Raw genomic sequence first — 18,101 nt, 5'->3', positions numbered from 1 at the left:
GTAATGGTTTATCGTTGCGGGAGTTGCCTGAAGCGCTGGATGCTGTCGGAGCTTTCTCCACAGCCGGAGAAGGTGTAATTAGTTAGTCAGCATGAAGAAAAATCGCGCTTTTTTGAAGTGGGCAGGGGGTAAATATCCCCTGCTTGATGATATTAAACGGCATTTGCCTAAGGGTGAATGTCTGGTTGAACCTTTTGTGGGTGCCGGGTCGGTGTTTCTCAACACCGACTTTTCTCGTTATATCCTTGCCGATATCAATAGCGACCTGATTAGTCTCTACAACATTGTGAAGATGCGTACTGATGAGTACGTACAGGCTGCCCGCGAGCTGTTTGTTCCTGAGACAAATTGCGCCGAGGTTTACTATCAGTTCCGCGAAGAGTTCAACAAAAGCCAGGATCCGTTCCGTCGGGCGGTACTGTTTTTATATTTGAACCGCTACGGTTACAACGGCCTGTGTCGTTACAATCTGCGCGGTGAGTTTAACGTGCCGTTTGGCCGCTACAAAAAACCCTATTTCCCGGAAGCTGAGTTGTATCACTTCGCTGAAAAAGCGCAGAATGCCTTTTTCTATTGTGAGTCTTATGCCGATAGCATGGCGCGCGCAGATGATGCATCTGTCGTCTATTGCGATCCGCCTTATGCACCACTATCTGCGACCGCCAACTTTACGGCGTATCACACAAACAGTTTTACTCTTGAACAACAGGCGCATCTGGCGGAGATCGCCGAAGGTCTGGTTAACCGTCAGATCCCGGTACTGATTTCTAACCATGATACGGCGCTAACGCGCGAGTGGTATCAACGCGCAAAATTGCATGTCGTCAAAGTTCGACGCAGTATAAGCAGCAACGGCGGCACACGTAAAAAGGTGGACGAACTGCTGGCTTTGTACAAACCAGGAGTCGTTTCACCCGCGAAAAAATAATTCTCAAGGAGAAGCGGATGAAACAGTATTTGATTGCCCCCTCAATTCTGTCGGCTGATTTTGCCCGCCTGGGTGAAGATACCGCAAAGGCCCTGGCAGCTGGCGCTGATGTCGTGCATTTTGACGTCATGGATAACCACTATGTTCCCAACCTGACGATTGGACCAATGGTGCTGAAATCCTTGCGTAATTACGGCATTACCGCCCCTATCGATGTACATCTGATGGTGAAACCGGTTGATCGCATTGTGCCGGATTTCGCTGCCGCAGGTGCCAGCATCATTACCTTTCATCCTGAAGCCTCCGAGCATGTTGATCGCACGCTGCAACTGATTAAAGAAAATGGCTGTAAAGCGGGGCTGGTATTTAACCCGGCGACACCGCTGAGCTATCTGGATTACGTGATGGACAAACTGGATGTGATCCTGCTGATGTCCGTCAACCCTGGTTTCGGCGGTCAGTCTTTCATTCCACAAACGTTAGATAAACTGCGCGAAGTACGTCGTCGTATCGACGAGTCTGGCTTCGACATTCGACTGGAAGTGGACGGTGGCGTGAAGGTGAACAATATTGGCGAAATCGCTGCGGCGGGCGCGGATATGTTTGTCGCTGGCTCCGCTATTTTCGACCAGCCAGACTATAAAAAAGTCATTGATGAAATGCGCAGTGAACTGGCAAAGGTAAGTCATGAGTAAGTTTGAAGATATTCGCGGCGTTGCCTTCGATCTCGATGGCACGCTGGTTGACAGTGCTCCCGGTCTGGCTGCTGCGGTAGATATGGCGCTGTATGCGCTGGAGTTGCCCGTTGCAGGCGAAGAGCGTGTTATTACCTGGATTGGTAATGGCGCAGATGTGCTGATGGAGCGGGCATTGACCTGGGCGCGTCAGGAACGTGCGACGCTGCGTAAAACGATGGGCAAACCGCCCGTTGATGACGATATTCCGGCAGAAGAACAAGTACGTATTCTGCGTAAGCTGTTTGATCGTTACTATGGCGAAGTTGCTGAAGAAGGCACGTTTTTGTTCCCGCACGTTGCCGATACGCTGGGCGCATTGCAGGCTAAAGGCCTGCCGCTAGGTCTGGTTACCAACAAACCAACGCCGTTCGTCGCCCCGCTGCTGGAAGCCTTAGATATCGCAAAATACTTTAGCGTGGTTATCGGCGGCGATGACGTACAAAACAAAAAACCCCACCCGGATCCGCTGCTACTGGTGGCTGAACGTATGGGCATTGCCCCGCAACAGATGCTGTTTGTCGGCGATTCTCGCAATGATATTCAGGCAGCAAAAGCAGCCGGTTGCCCTTCAGTTGGCTTAACCTACGGATATAACTACGGCGAGGCTATCGATCTCAGCCAGCCTGATGTAATTTATCACTCTATAAATGACCTTCTGCCCGCATTAGGGCTTCCGCAAAGCGAAAATCAGGAATCGAAAAATGACTAAGCCCATCGTTTTTAGTGGCGCACAGCCTTCAGGTGAATTGACCATTGGTAACTACATGGGTGCGCTGCGTCAGTGGGTAAACATGCAGGATGATTACCATTGCATTTACTGCATCGTTGACCAACACGCCATCACCGTTCGCCAGGATGCGCAGAAGCTGCGTAAAGCGACGCTGGATACGCTGGCGTTGTACCTGGCTTGCGGTATCGATCCTGAGAAAAGCACTATTTTTGTTCAGTCCCACGTGCCGGAACATGCGCAGTTAGGCTGGGCACTGAACTGCTATACCTACTTCGGCGAACTGAGCCGCATGACGCAGTTTAAAGATAAATCTGCGCGTTATGCCGAGAACATTAACGCTGGTCTGTTTGACTATCCGGTGCTGATGGCTGCGGACATCCTGCTGTATCAAACCAATCTGGTGCCGGTCGGCGAAGACCAGAAACAGCACCTGGAACTGAGCCGCGATATTGCCCAGCGTTTCAACGCGCTGTATGGCGATATCTTTAAAGTACCGGAGCCGTTTATTCCGAAATCTGGCGCGCGCGTAATGTCGTTGCTGGAGCCGACCAAGAAGATGTCCAAGTCTGACGATAACCGCAATAACGTTATCGGTCTGCTGGAAGATCCGAAATCGGTAGTGAAGAAAATCAAACGTGCGGTCACTGACTCCGACGAGCCGCCGGTAGTTCGCTACGACGTGCAGAACAAAGCGGGCGTTTCTAACCTGCTGGATATCCTTTCTGCTGTAACGGGCCAAAGCATTCCGGAACTGGAAAAACAGTTCGAAGGCAAGATGTATGGTCACCTGAAAGGCGAAGTGGCTGAAGCGGTTTCCGGTATGCTGACTGAATTGCAGGAGCGTTATCACCGTTTCCGCAATGATGAAGCCTTCTTGCAACAGGTAATGAAAGACGGCGCAGAAAAAGCCAGCGAACACGCTTCCCGCACGTTGAAAGCGGTTTACGAAGCGATTGGTTTTGTGGCGAAGCCTTAATTCACTATTGATACCAAAAACCGGGGAAACCCGGTTTTTTTACGTCGTTATTTGCAATAACCCAAAAAAATGTGAAGCATCTCGCCGTTTCCACATCTGCTTGTTGCGCCTTATCTTCATTTTCATGAAGATATAAATATTCATTTTATTGAAAATTTATTATGCGTCGAACGTTTATCAAAAAAGAAGGTGTCGTCATCACGACGCTGGCTCGTTATTTGTTAGGTGAAAAGTGTGGTAATCGCCTGAAAACTATAGATGAACTGGCAACTGAATGCCGTTCGTCCGTCGGCCTGACGCAGGCCGCGTTAAAAAATCTGGAGTCAAGCGGCGCGATACGGATTGAACGTCGCGGGCGCAATGGCAGTTATCTGGTAGAGATGGATAACAAAGCACTGCTGACCCATGTTGATATCAACAATGTGGTATGTGCGATGCCCTTGCCCTATACCCGCTTGTACGAAGGTTTAGCGAGCGGATTAAAAGCTCAGTTTGATGGCATTCCTTTTTACTATGCGCATATGCGTGGTGCGGATATTCGCGTGGAGTGTTTGCTTAACGGTGTCTATGACATGGCGGTAGTTTCGCGACTGGCGGCAGAAAGTTATCTCACGCAAAAAGGATTATGTCTTGCGCTGGAGTTGGGGCCGCATACCTACGTTGGCGAGCACCAGTTGATTTGCCGTAAAGGGGAGTCCGGTAACGTGAAGCGCGTGGGGCTGGATAACCGTTCGGCAGATCAGAAAATCATGACCGATGTCTTTTTTGGCAGTAGCGATGTGGAGCGAGTCGATCTCTCTTATCACGAGAGTTTACAGCGCATTGTTAAAGGTGATGTCGATGCGGTTATCTGGAACGTGGTGGCGGAAAACGAACTGACCATGCTGGGATTAGAAGCCACGCCGCTCACAGACGATCCGCGATTTTTACAGGCAACTGAAGCCGTGGTTTTGACGCGAGCCGATGATTACCCGATGCAACAATTGCTGCGTGCGGTTGTTGATAAACACGCCCTGCTTGCCCATCAACAGCGAGTGGTCAGTGGGGAACAGGAACCCAGTTATTAAACGAAAGGCATCTAAAATGGAAACCAGACTCAACCTGCTTTGCGATGCAGGGGTCATCGATAAGGACATCTGCAAAGGCATGATGCAGGTCGTCAACGTACTGGAAAAAGAGTGCCATCTGCCGGTGCGCAGTGAGCAAGGAACGATGGCGATGACACATATGGCGAGTGCACTTATGCGCAGTCGCCGTGGTGAAGAAATTGAGCCACTGGATAACGAGTTGCTGGCAGAGCTGGCGCAATCCAGCCACTGGCAAGCCGTTGTGCAATTGCATCAGGTGTTGTTGAAGGAATTCGCATTGGAAGTTAACCCGTGTGAAGAAGGCTATTTGCTGGCCAACCTTTATGGATTATGGATGGCTGCTAACGAAGAGGTTTGAAGCTCCCGACAAATCCACGTCGCACAACCTAAATATTCAAAAAAATGAATATTTAATTCAAGGAACAGAAACGAGGCAACAAGATGTTTGTAGAAGCATTGAAACGCCAGAACCCGGCACTGATTTCTGCCGCACTAAACCTGTGGCAGCAGGGCAAGATAGCCCCGGACAGTTGGGTTATCGACGTGGATCAGGTACTGGAAAACGGTAAGCGGTTGATTGAGACGGCGCGGCTTTATGGTATTGAGCTGTATCTGATGACCAAACAGTTCGGTCGCAATCCGTGGCTGGCGGAAAAACTGCTGGCGCTGGGCTACAGCGGTATTGTGGCGGTGGATTACAAAGAGGCGCGAGTGATGCGCCGCGCAGGTTTGCCGGTGGCGCATCAGGGGCATCTGGTGCAAATCCCTTGTCACCAGGTCGCTGATGCCGTTGAACAGGGCACCGACGTCATCACCGTGTTTACCCTTGCCAAAGCGCGGGAAGTGTCTGCGGCAGCGGTGAAAGCGGGGCGGATTCAGTCTGTGCTGCTCAAAGTTTATAGCGACGATGATTTTCTTTATCCGGGACAGGAAAGTGGTTTTGCTCAACATTCGTTGCAGGAAATTGTCGCTGAAATCCAAAAACTGCCAGGACTCCATTTAGCGGGACTTACCCATTTCCCTTGCCTGCTATGGAATGAGAGTGCCGGGAAAGTTTTGCCGACGCCGAACCTCCAGACGTTGGTCAATGCACGCAACCAGCTGGCGGAATCGGGTGTTGCTGTTGAGCAATTAAACGCACCTTCAGCAACCAGCTGTACTTCGCTGCCATTGCTGGCGGAATACGGTGTTACTCATGCCGAACCTGGTCATGCGCTGACGGGCACCATTCCGGCAAACCAACAGGGTGACCAGCCTGAACGCGTAGCCATGCTCTGGTTAAGCGAAATATCCCATCATTTTCGTGGCGATAGCTACTGCTATGGCGGCGGCTATTACCGTCGTGGTCATGCGCAACATGCGCTGGTGTTTACGCCAGAAAATCAAAGCATTACTGAAACATATCTCAACGCCGTGGATGACAGCAGCATCGACTACACCTTGCCTTTGGCGGGAGAGTTTCCGGTGAGTAGTGCGGTGATGCTCTGTTTTCGTACACAAATTTTTGTTACCCGCAGTGATGTCGTGCTGGTGTCCGGTATTCAGCACAGAGCGCCGGAAATCGTAGGCCGTTATGACAGCCTCGGCAACCTTCTGGAGGCGTAAATGGCGCGATTTGTGGTGTTAGTGATTGATAGCTTCGGCGTGGGAGCAATGAAAGATGTCACGCGGGTACGCCCGCAGGATGCCGGAGCCAATACTTGCGGTCACATTCTTTGTGAGTTACCGCATTTACAACTGCCAATGCTGGAGAAGTTAGGGCTTATTAATGCTCTGGGCTATGCCCCCGGAGATATGCAGCCATCGGATTCCGCAGTCTGGGGTGTGGCGGAACTGCAACATGAAGGTGGCGATACCTTTATGGGACATCAGGAAATTTTAGGTACGCGACCACTGCCGCCGCTGCGGATGCCCTTTCGTGATGTTATTGACTGTGTTGAGCAAGCATTAATTACTGCGGGCTGGCAAGTAGAGCGCCGTGGCGATGAGTTGCAGTTTCTGTGGGTTAACCAGGCCGTGGCAGTTGGTGACAATCTCGAAGCGGATTTAGGCCAGGTCTATAACGTTACCGCCAATCTCTCCGTAATACCGTTCGATGAAGTCATCAAAATAGGTCGTGTGGTGCGTGAGCAAGTTCAGGTTGGCAGAGTGATCACATTTGGGGGGCTGTTAGCGGACAGCCAGCGCATTCTCGATGCCGTAGAAAGCAAAGAAGGACGTTTTATTGGCATCAATGCGCCGCGTTCTGGCGCTTATGACAACGGCTTCCAGGTCGTGCATATGGGCTACGGCGTCGATGAAAAAGTGCAGGTGCCGCAACAGTTGTATCAGGCGGGCATACCTACGGTTCTGGTGGGAAAGGTAGCGGATATCGTCAGTAATCCTTATGGCGTGAGCTGGCAAAATCTGGTGGATAGCCAGCAGATTATGGATATCACCCTCGACGAGTTTAACGCTCATCAGACCGCGTTTATTTGCACCAATATCCAGGAAACCGATCTTGCCGGTCATGCAGAAGACGTCGCACGTTATGCCGAACGTTTGCAGGTCGTTGACCGTAACCTTACTCGCCTTGTTGAGGCGATGCAGCCGGATGATTGCCTGATCGTGATGGCTGATCACGGTAACGACCCGACCATTGGACATAGCCACCATACCCGCGAAGTGGTGCCGGTACTGGTTTATCAGCAAGGGCTGGTTGCAACTCGTCTGGGGGTTTGTTCCACGCTCTCTGACGTAGGAGCCACAGTATGTGAATTTTTCCGCGCATCGCCGCCACAAAACGGCACTTCCTTTTTATCGTCCTTTCGCTTTCAGGGTGACTCTTTATGACCATCGACTCGACCGGCTACACCCTTGCCCATGAGCATCTGCATATTGATCTCTCCGGCTTTAAAAACAACGTAGATTGCCGCCTTGATCAATATGCGTTCATTTGTCAGGAGATGAACGACCTGATGGCGCAGGGCGTGCGTAATGTGATTGAGATGACCAACCGCTACATGGGGCGCAATGCGCAATTCATGCTTGATGTGATGCGCGAGACGGGGATCAACGTGGTGGTCTGTACCGGTTATTACCAGGACGCGTTTTTCCCGGAACATGTGGCGACCCGCAGCGTGCAGGAACTGGCGCAAGAGATGGTCGATGAAATTGAACAGGGTATCGATGGCACCGACCTGAAAGCCGGGATCATCGCAGAGATTGGTTCCAGCGAAGGAAAGATTACGCCGCTGGAAGAGAAGGTGTTTATTGCCGCCGCGCTGGCACATAACCAGACCGGACGTCCGATCTCCACGCATACCTCTTTTAGCACCATGGGGCTGGAACAACTGGCGCTACTGCAAGCCCACGGAGTTGATCTTTCGCGCGTCACCGTTGGTCACTGCGATCTGAAAGACAACCTCGACAACATTTTGAAGATGATCGATCTCGGCGCGTATGTGCAGTTCGACACCATTGGTAAGAACAGTTACTACCCGGACGAAAAGCGTATTGCGATGCTTCATGCGCTACGCGACCGTGGGTTGCTGAACCGCGTCATGCTGTCGATGGATATTACGCGCCGCTCCCATTTAAAAGCCAACGGTGGTTATGGCTATGACTTTTTATTGACCACCTTTATTCCGCAATTGCGCCAGTCAGGATTCAGTCAGGCCGATGTGGATGTGATGTTACGTGAAAATCCCTCTCAATTTTTCCAATAAGGACAGACTCATGAAAAAGATTGGCGTTGCAGGCTTACAGCGTGAGCAGATTAAAAAAACTATTGAAGCGACGGCTCCTGGCTGTTTTGAAGTTTTCATTCATAACGACATGGAAGCGGCAATGAAAGTGAAATCCGGGCAACTGGATTACTACATCGGCGCGTGTAATACCGGTGCGGGTGCGGCATTGTCGATTGCCATCGCGGTGATTGGCTATAACAAAAGTTGCACTATTGCCAAGCCGGGCATTAAAGCGAAAGACGAACATATCGCCAAAATGATCGCCGAAGGGAAAGTGGCGTTTGGGCTTTCCGTTGAGCACGTCGAACATGCGATTCCGATGCTGATTAACCATCTGAAATAAAAGGCACGACTATGGATCTGTATATCCAGATTATCCTGGTGGCGTGCCTGACCGGTATGACATCATTTCTGGCGCATCGCTCGGCGGCTGTTTTCCATGATGGTATTCGCCCGATCCTGCCGCAACTGATTGAAGGCTATATGAAACGTCGCGAGGCGGGGAGTATCGCTTTTGGTCTGAGCATTGGTTTTGTGGCCTCGGTGGGGATCTCTTTTACCCTGAAAACCGGCCTGCTCAATGCATGGCTGCTTTTTCTTCCTACCGATATTCTCGGCGTACTGGCGATAAACAGCCTGATGGCGTTTGGTCTTGGCGCGATCTGGGGGGTACTGATCCTCACTTGCCTGTTGCCGGTAAACCAGTTGCTGACTGCGCTGCCGGTAGATGTATTAGGTAGCCTTGGGGAACTTAGCTCGCCGGTGGTTTCTGCTTTTGCGCTGTTCCCGCTGGTGGCGATTTTCTACCAGTTTGGCTGGAAGCAAAGCCTGATCGCCGCTGCCGTCGTGTTGATGACCCGTGTGGTGGTGGTGCGTTTTTTCCCGCATCTTAATCCGGAATCCATCGAAATCTTTATTGGCATGGTAATGCTGCTGGGGATCGCCATTACTCACGACCTGCGTCATCGTGATGAAAATGACATCGATGCCAGCGGGCTTTCGGTGTTTGAAGAGCGCACGTCGCGGATTATCAAAAACTTACCGTATATCGCCATCGTGGGAGCATTGATTGCTGCCGTTGCCAGCATGAAGATTTTTGCCGGTAGCGAAGTTTCTATTTTCACCCTTGAGAAAGCGTACTCCGCAGGCGTTACACCGGAACAATCGCAAACGCTGATTAATCAGGCGGCACTGGCGGAATTTATGCGCGGGCTGGGTTTTGTACCGTTGATTGCCACCACCGCGTTAGCCACTGGCGTGTATGCAGTTGCGGGCTTTACCTTTGTTTATGCGGTGGGCTATCTCTCGCCGAATCCGATGGTTGCAGCGGTATTAGGCGCCGTAGTTATTTCGGCGGAAGTCTTACTGCTTCGTTCGATTGGCAAATGGCTGGGGCGCTATCCGTCGGTGCGTAATGCGTCGGATAACATCCGTAACGCCATGAATATGCTGATGGAAGTGGCGCTGCTGGTCGGCTCGATTTTCGCGGCAATTAAAATGGCGGGTTATACCGGATTCTCTATCGCGGTTGCCATTTACTTCCTCAACGAATCTCTCGGTCGTCCGGTACAAAAAATGGCGGCACCAGTGGTGGCAGTAATGATTACCGGTATTCTGCTGAATGTACTTTACTGGCTTGGCCTGTTTGTTCCGGCTTAAGGAATGCACTTATGAAGACGTTTCCTCTGAAAAGTCTGACCATTGCTGAAGCGCAGCAGAAGCAGTTTGCGCTGGTGGATAGCATTTGTCGCCATTTTCCTGGTAGCGAATTTCTTACCTGGGGTGATTTGGGATTAACGCCGGGGCTGAATCAGCCTCGCATTACCCAGCGTGTGGAGCAGGTGCTGGCAGATGCGTTTCATGCGCCAGCGGCGGTGCTGGTGCAAGGCGCTGGCACAGGAGCGATTCGTGCCGGGCTGGCGGCTTTGCTTAAACTAGGGCAGCGTCTTCTGGTGCATGACGCGCCCGTTTATCCGACGACACGCGTCATCATTGAACAGATGGGGCTGACGCTTATTACTGTTGATTTCAATGACCTGTCGGCACTTAAGCAGGTCGTAGACGAGCAACAACCTGATGCGGCGCTGGTGCAGCATACGCGCCAGCAGCCGCAGGATCGCTACATTCTGGCAGAGGTGCTGGCAACGTTGCGCTCGGCTGGCGTTCCTGCGTTAATCGATGATAACTATGCGGTAATGAAGGTGGCGCGAATCGGCTGCGAATGCGGGGCGAATGTCTCGACATTTTCCTGCTTCAAGCTATTTGGGCCAGAGGGTGTTGGTGCGGTGGTAGGCGATGCCGACGTTATCAACCGTATTCGCGCTACGCTCTATTCTGGCGGTAGTCAGATCCAGGGCTCTCAGGCGCAGGAAGTCTTGCGTGGGCTGGTTTTCGCGCCGGTGATGCATGCGGTACAGGCGGGCGTTTCTGAACGGCTGCTGGCTTTACTTAACGGCGGCGCGGTGCCGGAAGTTAAAAGTGCCGTCATTGCCAATGCGCAGTCGAAGGTGTTGATTGTGGAGTTTCATCAGCCGATTGCCGCCAGGGTGCTGGAAGAAGCGCAGAAACGCGGTGCGTTACCGTATCCGGTGGGCGCGGAGTCGAAATATGAGATCCCGCCGCTCTTTTATCGCCTTTCCGGAACGTTTCGCCAGGCGAATCCGCAATTAGAACATTGCGCGATTCGCATTAATCCGAATCGTAGTGGTGAAGAGACGGTGCTGCGGATTTTGCGTGAGAGTATTGCCAGTATTTAATGCTGGATAGCACCGTCAGCTAAATTCCGCACCGCACATTCCCCTCGCCCCACTGGGGAGAGGGGGAGGATGAGGGGAATGTGCGGGATGTAAAATTCAGTGCGCCAGCATCGCCGGATGCGATGCTGGCGCATCTTATCTGGCCTACGGTTAATGTCTTTTATTATCAATCGTTAAGGTGATGCGATTGGCGCGGCAGAAGAGTTCGGAGACGTGCACCGGTTTGTCATTCTGATCAAAGGCGATTTTGCTGATGCGAAACAAGGGTTCGCCCAGTTCACACTTCAGCCATTTTGCCTGCGCGCGCGTAGCGGCAAAGATATCAATGGTCTTTTTGTCGCTGACCACTCGCGTGTCAAAACGCTCCTGAAATAACTGATAGGTGGAGCTGCCTTCGACATAAATCGCATCAAAATCAGGATAACGTGACAATGGGATCCACGAGCTATCAATAAACAGCGGCTCTTTATCAAGATACATCACCCGGCTGAGACGGAACACTTTGCTGTTGCCAGGAATATTCAGCTTCTCGCAAAACGGCGCGGCGCTGACCTGCTCTTGCTCGATCACTTTCTCTTTCGTCGGTTTACCTTGCGAAACACCAAAGTCGGTAAAGCCGCTAACGGTCAGCAGGGCGTTTTCAACTTTCTGACTTTGCACAAAGGTGCCTTTACCCTGCCAGCGGATCAGTACACCGTCCGCCACTAAGTCGCTGATGGCTTTACGAATGGTGATGCGGCTGACGTTGTACTGCGTACACAGCTCGTTTTCGGTAGGGATCTGTTGCCCAGCCTGGTAAACTCCCTGCGCGATATCATCCAGCAGCCGCTGGCGGACGGTGGCATAGAGCAGTTGATGAGAGTAGCGGTCCGTAGCTGACATAATCGACCCTGAAATAAAGAATGAATTACACGGATTATAGGGTCGTTTTCCGGCAAGTAACAGCACGTTGGCGTGAAGATCCTCACGCCAACGTTATGCCTACCAGGCACCGTGATACTGAATGGTTTGCGCTGCACACGCCGTTCCCTGCGCCATCGCCTGCGGTAATGTCATCCCCGCAGACCAGCCGCAAAGGAATCCGGCAATGAACGAATCTCCGGCACCCATGGTGTCGATAACCGTCACCGGTTCAGGAGACTGACGCCAGAACTGCTCGCCATCCCAGGCAATGCTGCCGTTTTCGCCCAGCGTGACAATCACCACGCCTGCGCCACGGGCCACAATCGCTTTCATCTTCAGACGCAGCGCCTCGTCTTCTTGCGGCGCGGAGGCAAAGGCAAAATCGAGATGCGGCACCAGCGTCTGCCAGAGCGGGCTGTCCCACTTGTCGGAGAAGTCGAAAGCGGTAAGTTTGCCCGCTGCGTGCAGGTGCGGGAATGCGTCCTCCGCATGTCCCCAGATTGCCGCGTGCACAATGTCATACTGCGCCAGCCAGGCGTAATCCTCTTCGCTCAGGGCAAAGTCGGCCATCACGCCTTCGGTGTAGTCGCCAAAAACGCGATCGTTGCCGTGCAGTTCCACCTGAGTTTGCGCGGTAACGCCGTGTTTCGTATGGACATGGCTGATATCGACGCCCATGTGGGCAAGATCCTGCTTCAGCTTTGTGCCGTAGTCATCGTCACCCACCCAGGTAATGCATCCGGGTTGTATGCCGTAGCGAGTGCAGTACACCGCCACGTTCACCGCATTACCGCCAGAAAACGCTTTATTCAGTTGCGGGTAGATATCGACGCAGTTATCGCCGATTGTCGCCAGGTTTTTCATCTCGCATCCTCCGGCAGCAGCGCACGAAAGCGTTCCAGCGCCTGGCGAGCGTAGAGTCTGGGTTCGTTCATGTACATCGTCACCAGTTCCACCGTACAGTAACCGTCATAACCTCTGTCGATGATATCGCGCATCAGCTCCCGCAACGGCATTTTGCCTTCACCGGGGATGTAATGCGTGTCGCTGGCTCCGTCGCTGTCGACAATATGCAGATGACGCAGTTTATCGCCCAGTTTGTCGAAATAACTCATCACCGGCTCTGCCTGGACATACGGCGCGCAGATGTCGACCATGCTGAACAGACGCGGCGAAGACACCAGCGCCAGCGCATGAAGCACATCGTTGGCGTTACACACGACGTTCGATTCATACGGCGTTAACGGTTCGAGGATCAAATCCATACCGATATTTTCCGCGTACTCGCACAATTCGCTTAAGTTCTCTGCCAGCCGCCCCCAGATAACATCAGGCGGCGTGAGATAACCCGCGTGAGCCGCAGAAATCAGCGTATAACCGGCGTTCATCTCTTTCGCCATATCCATCGCCAGCTTGATCATGTCGAGGCTTTCGCGACGCATATGCTCATCGCCCAGCATCATGTTATACGGATAACCATTGGTTTCTGGCGTGTAACCGATAATCGGCATCTGATACGTCTGCGCCAGTGCCTTAATGTGTTTGAGGCCGCCTGCTTTTAAGTCCGGCGCGAAGGCATGCGGACGCCCGCCCCAAATTTCAATGCCATCGTAACCCAGCTCGCTTGCGTCACGGAATGCGTGTTCAATAGGCAGCCGCTGGTGGCCGCAGGTAAACATACCTGTTTTCATCGGATAACTCCTTGCGTAAATCCGGCCCGTTGCCAGGCCGGGAGAGGGGATTAATATTCCACCAGACCACCGTAATAGCGGCGTTCATCCGGGTTGTGATCTTTGTAAATTGACAGGTAGTAGCAGAGCCACTCCATCGGCACGAACATCAGGAACGGCGCCAGCCACGGATGTAGCCCTTGCGAAATTTCGGCGTAATCGATGACGATCACGTTGTCGGTACGCTGTTTGACAAAGTTAATGGCGCGTTCGGTGGTATGGCGGCTTTCGTCATTGCCGAGCAGGAACAGGAATGGAACACCCGGTTCAACAATCTCCAGCGGGCCGTGGCGGAACTCACCGCTCTCAATCACACAGCCGTGGGTCCAGGTAAATTCCATCAGCGTTACAATGCCTTCTTTGTAACCCAGCGGACGCAGCGGTCCCGCAGAAACCGTGTAAATCATCGGCCACTGGCTGGCCTGTTCACCGAGCTGGCGACCTTTCTCTTCCCATGTACGCACCAGATGACCGAGCGCATCCGGCAATTGCTTAAGATCGTTTTTGATCTTGCCGATTTCCGCGTTTGGCGCGAGGCGGGTGATCATCTCCAGCACCACGCTGTAGCAGAGCAGCAGGTGAATTTCCCAGATGCAGTCGGCCTGATAATCAATGGTAAACTCTGCCGCCGAAGTAATCGGGCTGTCCGCGCGTTTGGTGAACGCCGCAGTGAGTGCACCGCAGGCCCGGCCCAGTTCCAGCGCCTTGATTACCTCTTCGGTTTTACCGTAGTCAGAAACGCCAATCACTGCACAACGATCGTCGAGGCGATGCGGGGTGTTATCGCAGAACTCCCAGCCGGAAATAGCGTAGACCTGAAGATCGGAAAAACGATCCGCCAGATGTTTCGCCGTTTGCGCCGCGTTGAGCGGCGATCCGCAGGCAACGAAATAAATACGATCAATGTCGCGCTTCACCATCTCTTCCACGATGGTATGTACCAGCGGAACGTCATGGGTGAGTACTTTTTCTACTTCCTGAACCATATTTTCGGTGACCAGAAAGTCCACGGTGCTTTTATCAATATCTAACATTTCACTTTTCTCCAGATAACATTACGACAAAGCGTTGAGCTGGCGGCTCCGCTTCGCCCAGAAGGCGTAAGCAGGCAGACCAGTAGCAATAACGATGACGGCGCAGATAAGGCCGGGAATAGGTGCCCAGACAAAAGTTGAGGCAACCAGAATGAGGCTTGATGCAATGGCGAGGGTAGTCATCAGCCCGAAAGCCGGAGTACGCCACAGCGGTTTGTAATCGTCGCGTTTACGACACCAGATGATGGAGCCGAAGGTGAGGGTGTTTTTGAAACACATCACCAGCGTGAAGTAGCCCAGCAGGCTGGTGAGATCGGAAACGAAGATGAAGAAGATCCCAAGCGCCCCTTGCAGGATGATGGAAACATCTGGCGTGTTGTATTTCGGATGCACATGCCCGAAGCATTTGAAGAATAAATTGTCTTTCGCCATCGCGTATTCCAGGCGCGGCTGGTACATCACGCAACTGGAAAGCGAGCCGAGAATGACGATCATCGCCGTGACGGCAACGAAGATCCCGGCGGTGCTGCCGAGTGCGGGGATCCAGGTCAGGGCGTCGGAAATCGGCGTTTCAGAGTTGGCGAGTTTATCGAAGGGCATCAGCCCGGAAATCACCAGCGCCAGCAGGGTGTAAAGCACTAAAACCAGCAGGCAGGAGCCAATCAGCGCTCGCGGCATGGTTTTGCCGGGGTTTTTGATTTCACCAGTCATATAGCAGATGGAGGCCATGCCGGTATACGACCAACTGGTGGCAGAGATCCCCGCCAGTAGCGCCATAAAGCTGCCCGTCGCGCCAATCGAGGTGGTGGAAGGGGCGGTAAAATTCTCCGCTTTAAACCAGAAGATCCCAAGGCCAATGACGATAGTGAACGGGATAATTTTGGCGATGGTAATCAGCGTCTGAAACGCTGCGCCGCCTTCGACGGATCGCAGATGCAGCAGCATAAAGGCGATAATTAACCCGGCGGCGATAAATTTACCGAGCAGAGGATCGATAGGCGTTAAAAAGCCAAGATTGCTGACAATCGCCAGCGCCATGATTGACAGTGAAGGCGCATCGTTGGCCCAGAAGCTGGCCCAGCCGGAGAGAAAAGCCAGCGGTCGGCTACCGGCATTTTTTAAATAAACATAATCTGCGCCATTTTCCGGATAAGCGGTTGATAGCTCCGCATAGACGCACATTTGCGGGATCACAATTAACCCGCCGATGACAAAAGCGAGCACCGTCAACCACGGCGTTCCCGCCGCTTTAGCGACTTCACCCACGGAGACGAAAATACCGGAGCCGACGGTTGTCCCGACGGCGATTGCAAGAACGGCCCAAAATCCGAGCTTGCGTTGGAGTTCCTGGCTTCCCATAGCGATACCTTTTTCTTGTCCAACACGTTGTAGGGGAGAGTTTGCAGTCATTTAAAAGGTAATATGACAATGCATTATGAATATAACAACATATAATGTTATGTGTTGTGGAGGAAGATCACAAAATTTTGCACAGGATCGTGTTGTGGCGGGAGTGAATGACTATCGCATTGAAATTAAAATGAAATTATTTTTACAGGCAGGGGGAAAGAAGGGCATAGAAACAAATACGCCCTCGGGGGATCCAGAGGGCGTCAGGCAATTAAACCGACATTAACCGATTTCTATTAAGAGATTACTGTGCAGTAGGACCGCAGCCGCCAATGATTTTAGAAATAGAAATTGCCGGGTGCAGCAGGTAGTCGTAAGAGCAGTTTTTATCACGGTTTTCGATATGACCAGTACATGCAGTCAATGTAGCCAGTACCGCACCTACCAGTGCTACTTTAATAAATTTGTTCATTTTCATTCCCTATGTAAAATATATCGAGTAATATTCATTAATTATATGAATATAAGCAAACAGCTCGTTAGAGACAATACAGGAATATCTATTACACGTCAGTGAGTGGGCTATTAATATTTCGATTATATTTGTAAGCCCCTGTAACTGTAGGTAGTTATTAAAATAAGGAATTAGTTAAAAAGTTGTTTTATGTCTAATGAAGATAAAAATTAATATGGTGATTATTGTAAATAAAAAAAGGTCAGAAATATCTGACCTTAATTAAATTTGTTTAAATTAATGGTTTGAGAACCAGTTTAATTTATCGCGCAAACCAACAACCCGGCCAATAATAATTAATGATGGACTGTTCATTTGCTGCGCCAGATCGCCCAGCTGCGCGAGCGTACCGTCAATCACGCGTTGCGTTACCGCCGTCCCGTTTTCGACAATCGCCACTGGCATTTCGCCTGGCATTCCGTGTTCAATCAATTTTTGCTGAATGGTCGCAGCCTGATTTAGTCCCATATAGAATACCAGCGTCTGTTTTTCTGCTGCCAGGTTTTCCCAGTCCAGCTCACCACCGGTTTTTAAGTGTCCGGTAATTAAGCGTACGCTCTGAGCATAATCGCGATGCGTAAGTGGAATACCCGAATAAGCAGAGCAACCAGAAGCTGCAGTAATACCCGGAACTACCGAGAACGGAATACCCGCGTTGCACAGTGTTTCCAGCTCTTCGCCACCACGGCCAAAAATAAACGGATCGCCGCCTTTCAGACGCACCACGCGTTTGCCTTTTTGCGCTTCCCGCAGCAGGATCTGGTTAATCTCTTCCTGTGGTACGCAGTGGTATCCCGCGCGTTTACCGACGAAAACGCGGTCAGCATCGCGCCGTACCAGATTCATAATATCGTCAGAAACCAGACGGTCGTAGACCACCACATCAGCCTGCTGAATTTGTTGCAGACCTTTCAGCGTCAGTAGCCCGGCATCGCCAGGGCCGGCGCCAACCAGCACCACTTCACCGCGATGGTCAAGCGGCTCGTTGATTAACTGTTCGGTCGTTTCAGTAATGGCTTTCTGATCGTTGTTTGCCAGCGACTGCGCCAGACGGTCATTAACGAACAGTTTTTCCCAGAAACGGCGACGCTCGCCCATTGTCGCGAACTGTTGTTTCACCCGACCGCGTAACTGCCCGGCGTATTTCGCTACCTGCCCCAGATGTAGCGGCAGCAGTGATTCGAGTTTTTCGCGCAGCAGTCGCGCCAGAACCGGCGAGGTGCCGCCAGAGGAGACCGCTACCATCAACGGTGAGCGGTCAATAATCGACGGCATAATGAAGCTGGCGGCTTTCGGCGCATCGACCACGTTACAGAAGATGCGGCGAGCTTCGGCGGCTTCGCTGACGCGCTGGTTAAGCGCGTCATCATCCGTCGCGGCAATCGCCAGCCAGCAGGGGTCGAGAAGGCTTTCATCAAATGGCCCTTCGACGAGGGTTAACATGCCAGCATCTGCCCATGCGGTGAACTGTGGAATAAACGCTAATGCATTCACCGTTAAGCGAGCGCCCGCGTCTAACAGCAACCTTGCTTTGCGTTCCGCAACATCACCACCGCCGACAATCAGACAGTCGCGATCGCGTAATTGGCAAAATATAGGCAAATGATCCACGTAAAAACCCCTTACT

At 51.9% G+C, this 18,101-nt stretch carries 19 protein-coding genes; 12 read left to right on the top strand and 7 right to left on the bottom strand.

What is annotated here, in order from left to right:
- Nucleotides 1-91: 91 nt before the first annotated feature.
- The 12 genes from dam to A7Z29_RS11610 all read left to right on the top strand — a co-directional run bounded on the left by dam (nucleotide 92) and on the right by A7Z29_RS11610 (nucleotide 10,943).
- Nucleotides 92-928, top strand: coding sequence for an adenine-specific DNA-methyltransferase (dam, locus tag A7Z29_RS11665; protein WP_000742146.1), 837 nt, complete (start codon nucleotides 92-94; stop codon nucleotides 926-928).
- A gap of 17 nt (nucleotides 929-945) precedes the next feature.
- The gene (rpe, locus tag A7Z29_RS11660) at nucleotides 946-1,623 is read left to right on the top strand and encodes a ribulose-phosphate 3-epimerase (protein WP_000816280.1); all 678 of its coding nucleotides are present in this window, start codon (nucleotides 946-948) and stop codon (nucleotides 1,621-1,623) included.
- A complete protein-coding gene (gene gph / locus A7Z29_RS11655; protein ID WP_000032690.1) occupies nucleotides 1,616-2,374 on the top strand; it encodes a phosphoglycolate phosphatase in 759 nt (252 codons plus the stop codon). Before rpe ends, gph begins: the two co-directional genes overlap by 8 nt.
- A complete protein-coding gene (trpS, locus tag A7Z29_RS11650) occupies nucleotides 2,367-3,371 on the top strand; it encodes a tryptophan--tRNA ligase (RefSeq protein ID WP_105290266.1) in 1,005 nt (334 codons plus the stop codon). The genes gph and trpS overlap by 8 nt, the downstream gene beginning before the upstream one ends.
- A gap of 161 nt (nucleotides 3,372-3,532) precedes the next feature.
- Nucleotides 3,533-4,438 carry a GntR family transcriptional regulator YhfZ gene (gene yhfZ, locus A7Z29_RS11645; protein WP_001254799.1) on the top strand — a complete coding sequence of 302 codons (906 nt, stop codon included), beginning with the start codon at nucleotides 3,533-3,535 and terminating at the stop codon, nucleotides 4,436-4,438.
- Nucleotides 4,439-4,454: 16 nt separating this feature from the next.
- Nucleotides 4,455-4,817, top strand: coding sequence for a PRD domain-containing protein (locus tag A7Z29_RS11640; protein WP_001491358.1), 363 nt, complete (start codon nucleotides 4,455-4,457; stop codon nucleotides 4,815-4,817).
- Nucleotides 4,818-4,900: 83 nt separating this feature from the next.
- Complete coding sequence (locus A7Z29_RS11635) at nucleotides 4,901-6,064, top strand: YhfX family PLP-dependent enzyme (protein ID WP_105290265.1); 1,164 nt, start codon at nucleotides 4,901-4,903, stop codon at nucleotides 6,062-6,064.
- Complete coding sequence (locus A7Z29_RS11630) at nucleotides 6,065-7,291, top strand: phosphopentomutase (protein WP_085461331.1); 1,227 nt, start codon at nucleotides 6,065-6,067, stop codon at nucleotides 7,289-7,291.
- Nucleotides 7,288-8,166: a phosphotriesterase-related protein gene (locus tag A7Z29_RS11625; RefSeq protein ID WP_085461330.1), complete on the top strand. Its 879-nt coding sequence runs from the start codon at nucleotides 7,288-7,290 to the stop codon at nucleotides 8,164-8,166. The genes A7Z29_RS11630 and A7Z29_RS11625 overlap by 4 nt, the downstream gene beginning before the upstream one ends.
- A gap of 10 nt (nucleotides 8,167-8,176) precedes the next feature.
- Nucleotides 8,177-8,530: a DUF2620 domain-containing protein gene (locus A7Z29_RS11620; protein ID WP_000719728.1), complete on the top strand. Its 354-nt coding sequence runs from the start codon at nucleotides 8,177-8,179 to the stop codon at nucleotides 8,528-8,530.
- Between the two features lie 11 nt (nucleotides 8,531-8,541).
- The gene (locus A7Z29_RS11615) at nucleotides 8,542-9,846 is read left to right on the top strand and encodes a YhfT family protein (protein WP_105290264.1); all 1,305 of its coding nucleotides are present in this window, start codon (nucleotides 8,542-8,544) and stop codon (nucleotides 9,844-9,846) included.
- A gap of 11 nt (nucleotides 9,847-9,857) precedes the next feature.
- On the top strand, nucleotides 9,858-10,943 hold the full coding sequence (locus A7Z29_RS11610) for an aminotransferase class I/II-fold pyridoxal phosphate-dependent enzyme (protein WP_105290263.1): 1,086 nt from the start codon (nucleotides 9,858-9,860) through the stop codon (nucleotides 10,941-10,943).
- Between the two features lie 150 nt (nucleotides 10,944-11,093).
- Here A7Z29_RS11610 and frlR read toward each other — a convergent pair whose 3' ends face one another.
- From frlR to cysG, 7 genes are all read right to left on the bottom strand, one after another.
- A complete protein-coding gene (frlR, locus tag A7Z29_RS11605; protein ID WP_105290262.1) occupies nucleotides 11,094-11,825 on the bottom strand; it encodes a DNA-binding transcriptional regulator FrlR in 732 nt (243 codons plus the stop codon).
- Nucleotides 11,826-11,924: 99 nt separating this feature from the next.
- A complete protein-coding gene (frlD, locus tag A7Z29_RS11600) occupies nucleotides 11,925-12,710 on the bottom strand; it encodes a fructoselysine 6-kinase (protein WP_105290261.1) in 786 nt (261 codons plus the stop codon).
- Nucleotides 12,707-13,537 carry a fructoselysine 3-epimerase gene (gene frlC / locus A7Z29_RS11595; RefSeq protein WP_000847849.1) on the bottom strand — a complete coding sequence of 277 codons (831 nt, stop codon included), beginning with the start codon at nucleotides 13,535-13,537 and terminating at the stop codon, nucleotides 12,707-12,709. The genes frlD and frlC overlap by 4 nt, the downstream gene beginning before the upstream one ends.
- A gap of 50 nt (nucleotides 13,538-13,587) precedes the next feature.
- On the bottom strand, nucleotides 13,588-14,610 hold the full coding sequence (gene frlB / locus A7Z29_RS11585; RefSeq protein ID WP_105290260.1) for a fructoselysine 6-phosphate deglycase: 1,023 nt from the start codon (nucleotides 14,608-14,610) through the stop codon (nucleotides 13,588-13,590).
- A gap of 21 nt (nucleotides 14,611-14,631) precedes the next feature.
- Entirely contained in the window at nucleotides 14,632-15,969 is a 1,338-nt protein-coding gene (frlA, locus tag A7Z29_RS11580; protein WP_000535516.1) for a fructoselysine/psicoselysine transporter, read from the bottom strand.
- A gap of 295 nt (nucleotides 15,970-16,264) precedes the next feature.
- The gene (locus A7Z29_RS11575) at nucleotides 16,265-16,432 is read right to left on the bottom strand and encodes a YhfL family protein (RefSeq protein WP_001031834.1); all 168 of its coding nucleotides are present in this window, start codon (nucleotides 16,430-16,432) and stop codon (nucleotides 16,265-16,267) included.
- A 279-nt stretch (nucleotides 16,433-16,711) separates the two neighbouring features.
- Entirely contained in the window at nucleotides 16,712-18,085 is a 1,374-nt protein-coding gene (gene cysG, locus A7Z29_RS11570) for a siroheme synthase CysG (protein ID WP_105280498.1), read from the bottom strand.
- Between the last annotated feature and the right edge of the window lie 16 nt (nucleotides 18,086-18,101).

This window comes from Escherichia sp. MOD1-EC6842 (assembly GCF_002965705.1).
Lineage (GTDB): Bacteria > Pseudomonadota > Gammaproteobacteria > Enterobacterales > Enterobacteriaceae > Escherichia > Escherichia ruysiae.
Note: the sequence above shows the minus strand (reverse complement) of the source record. Positions and strands in the feature narration are given on the sequence as shown.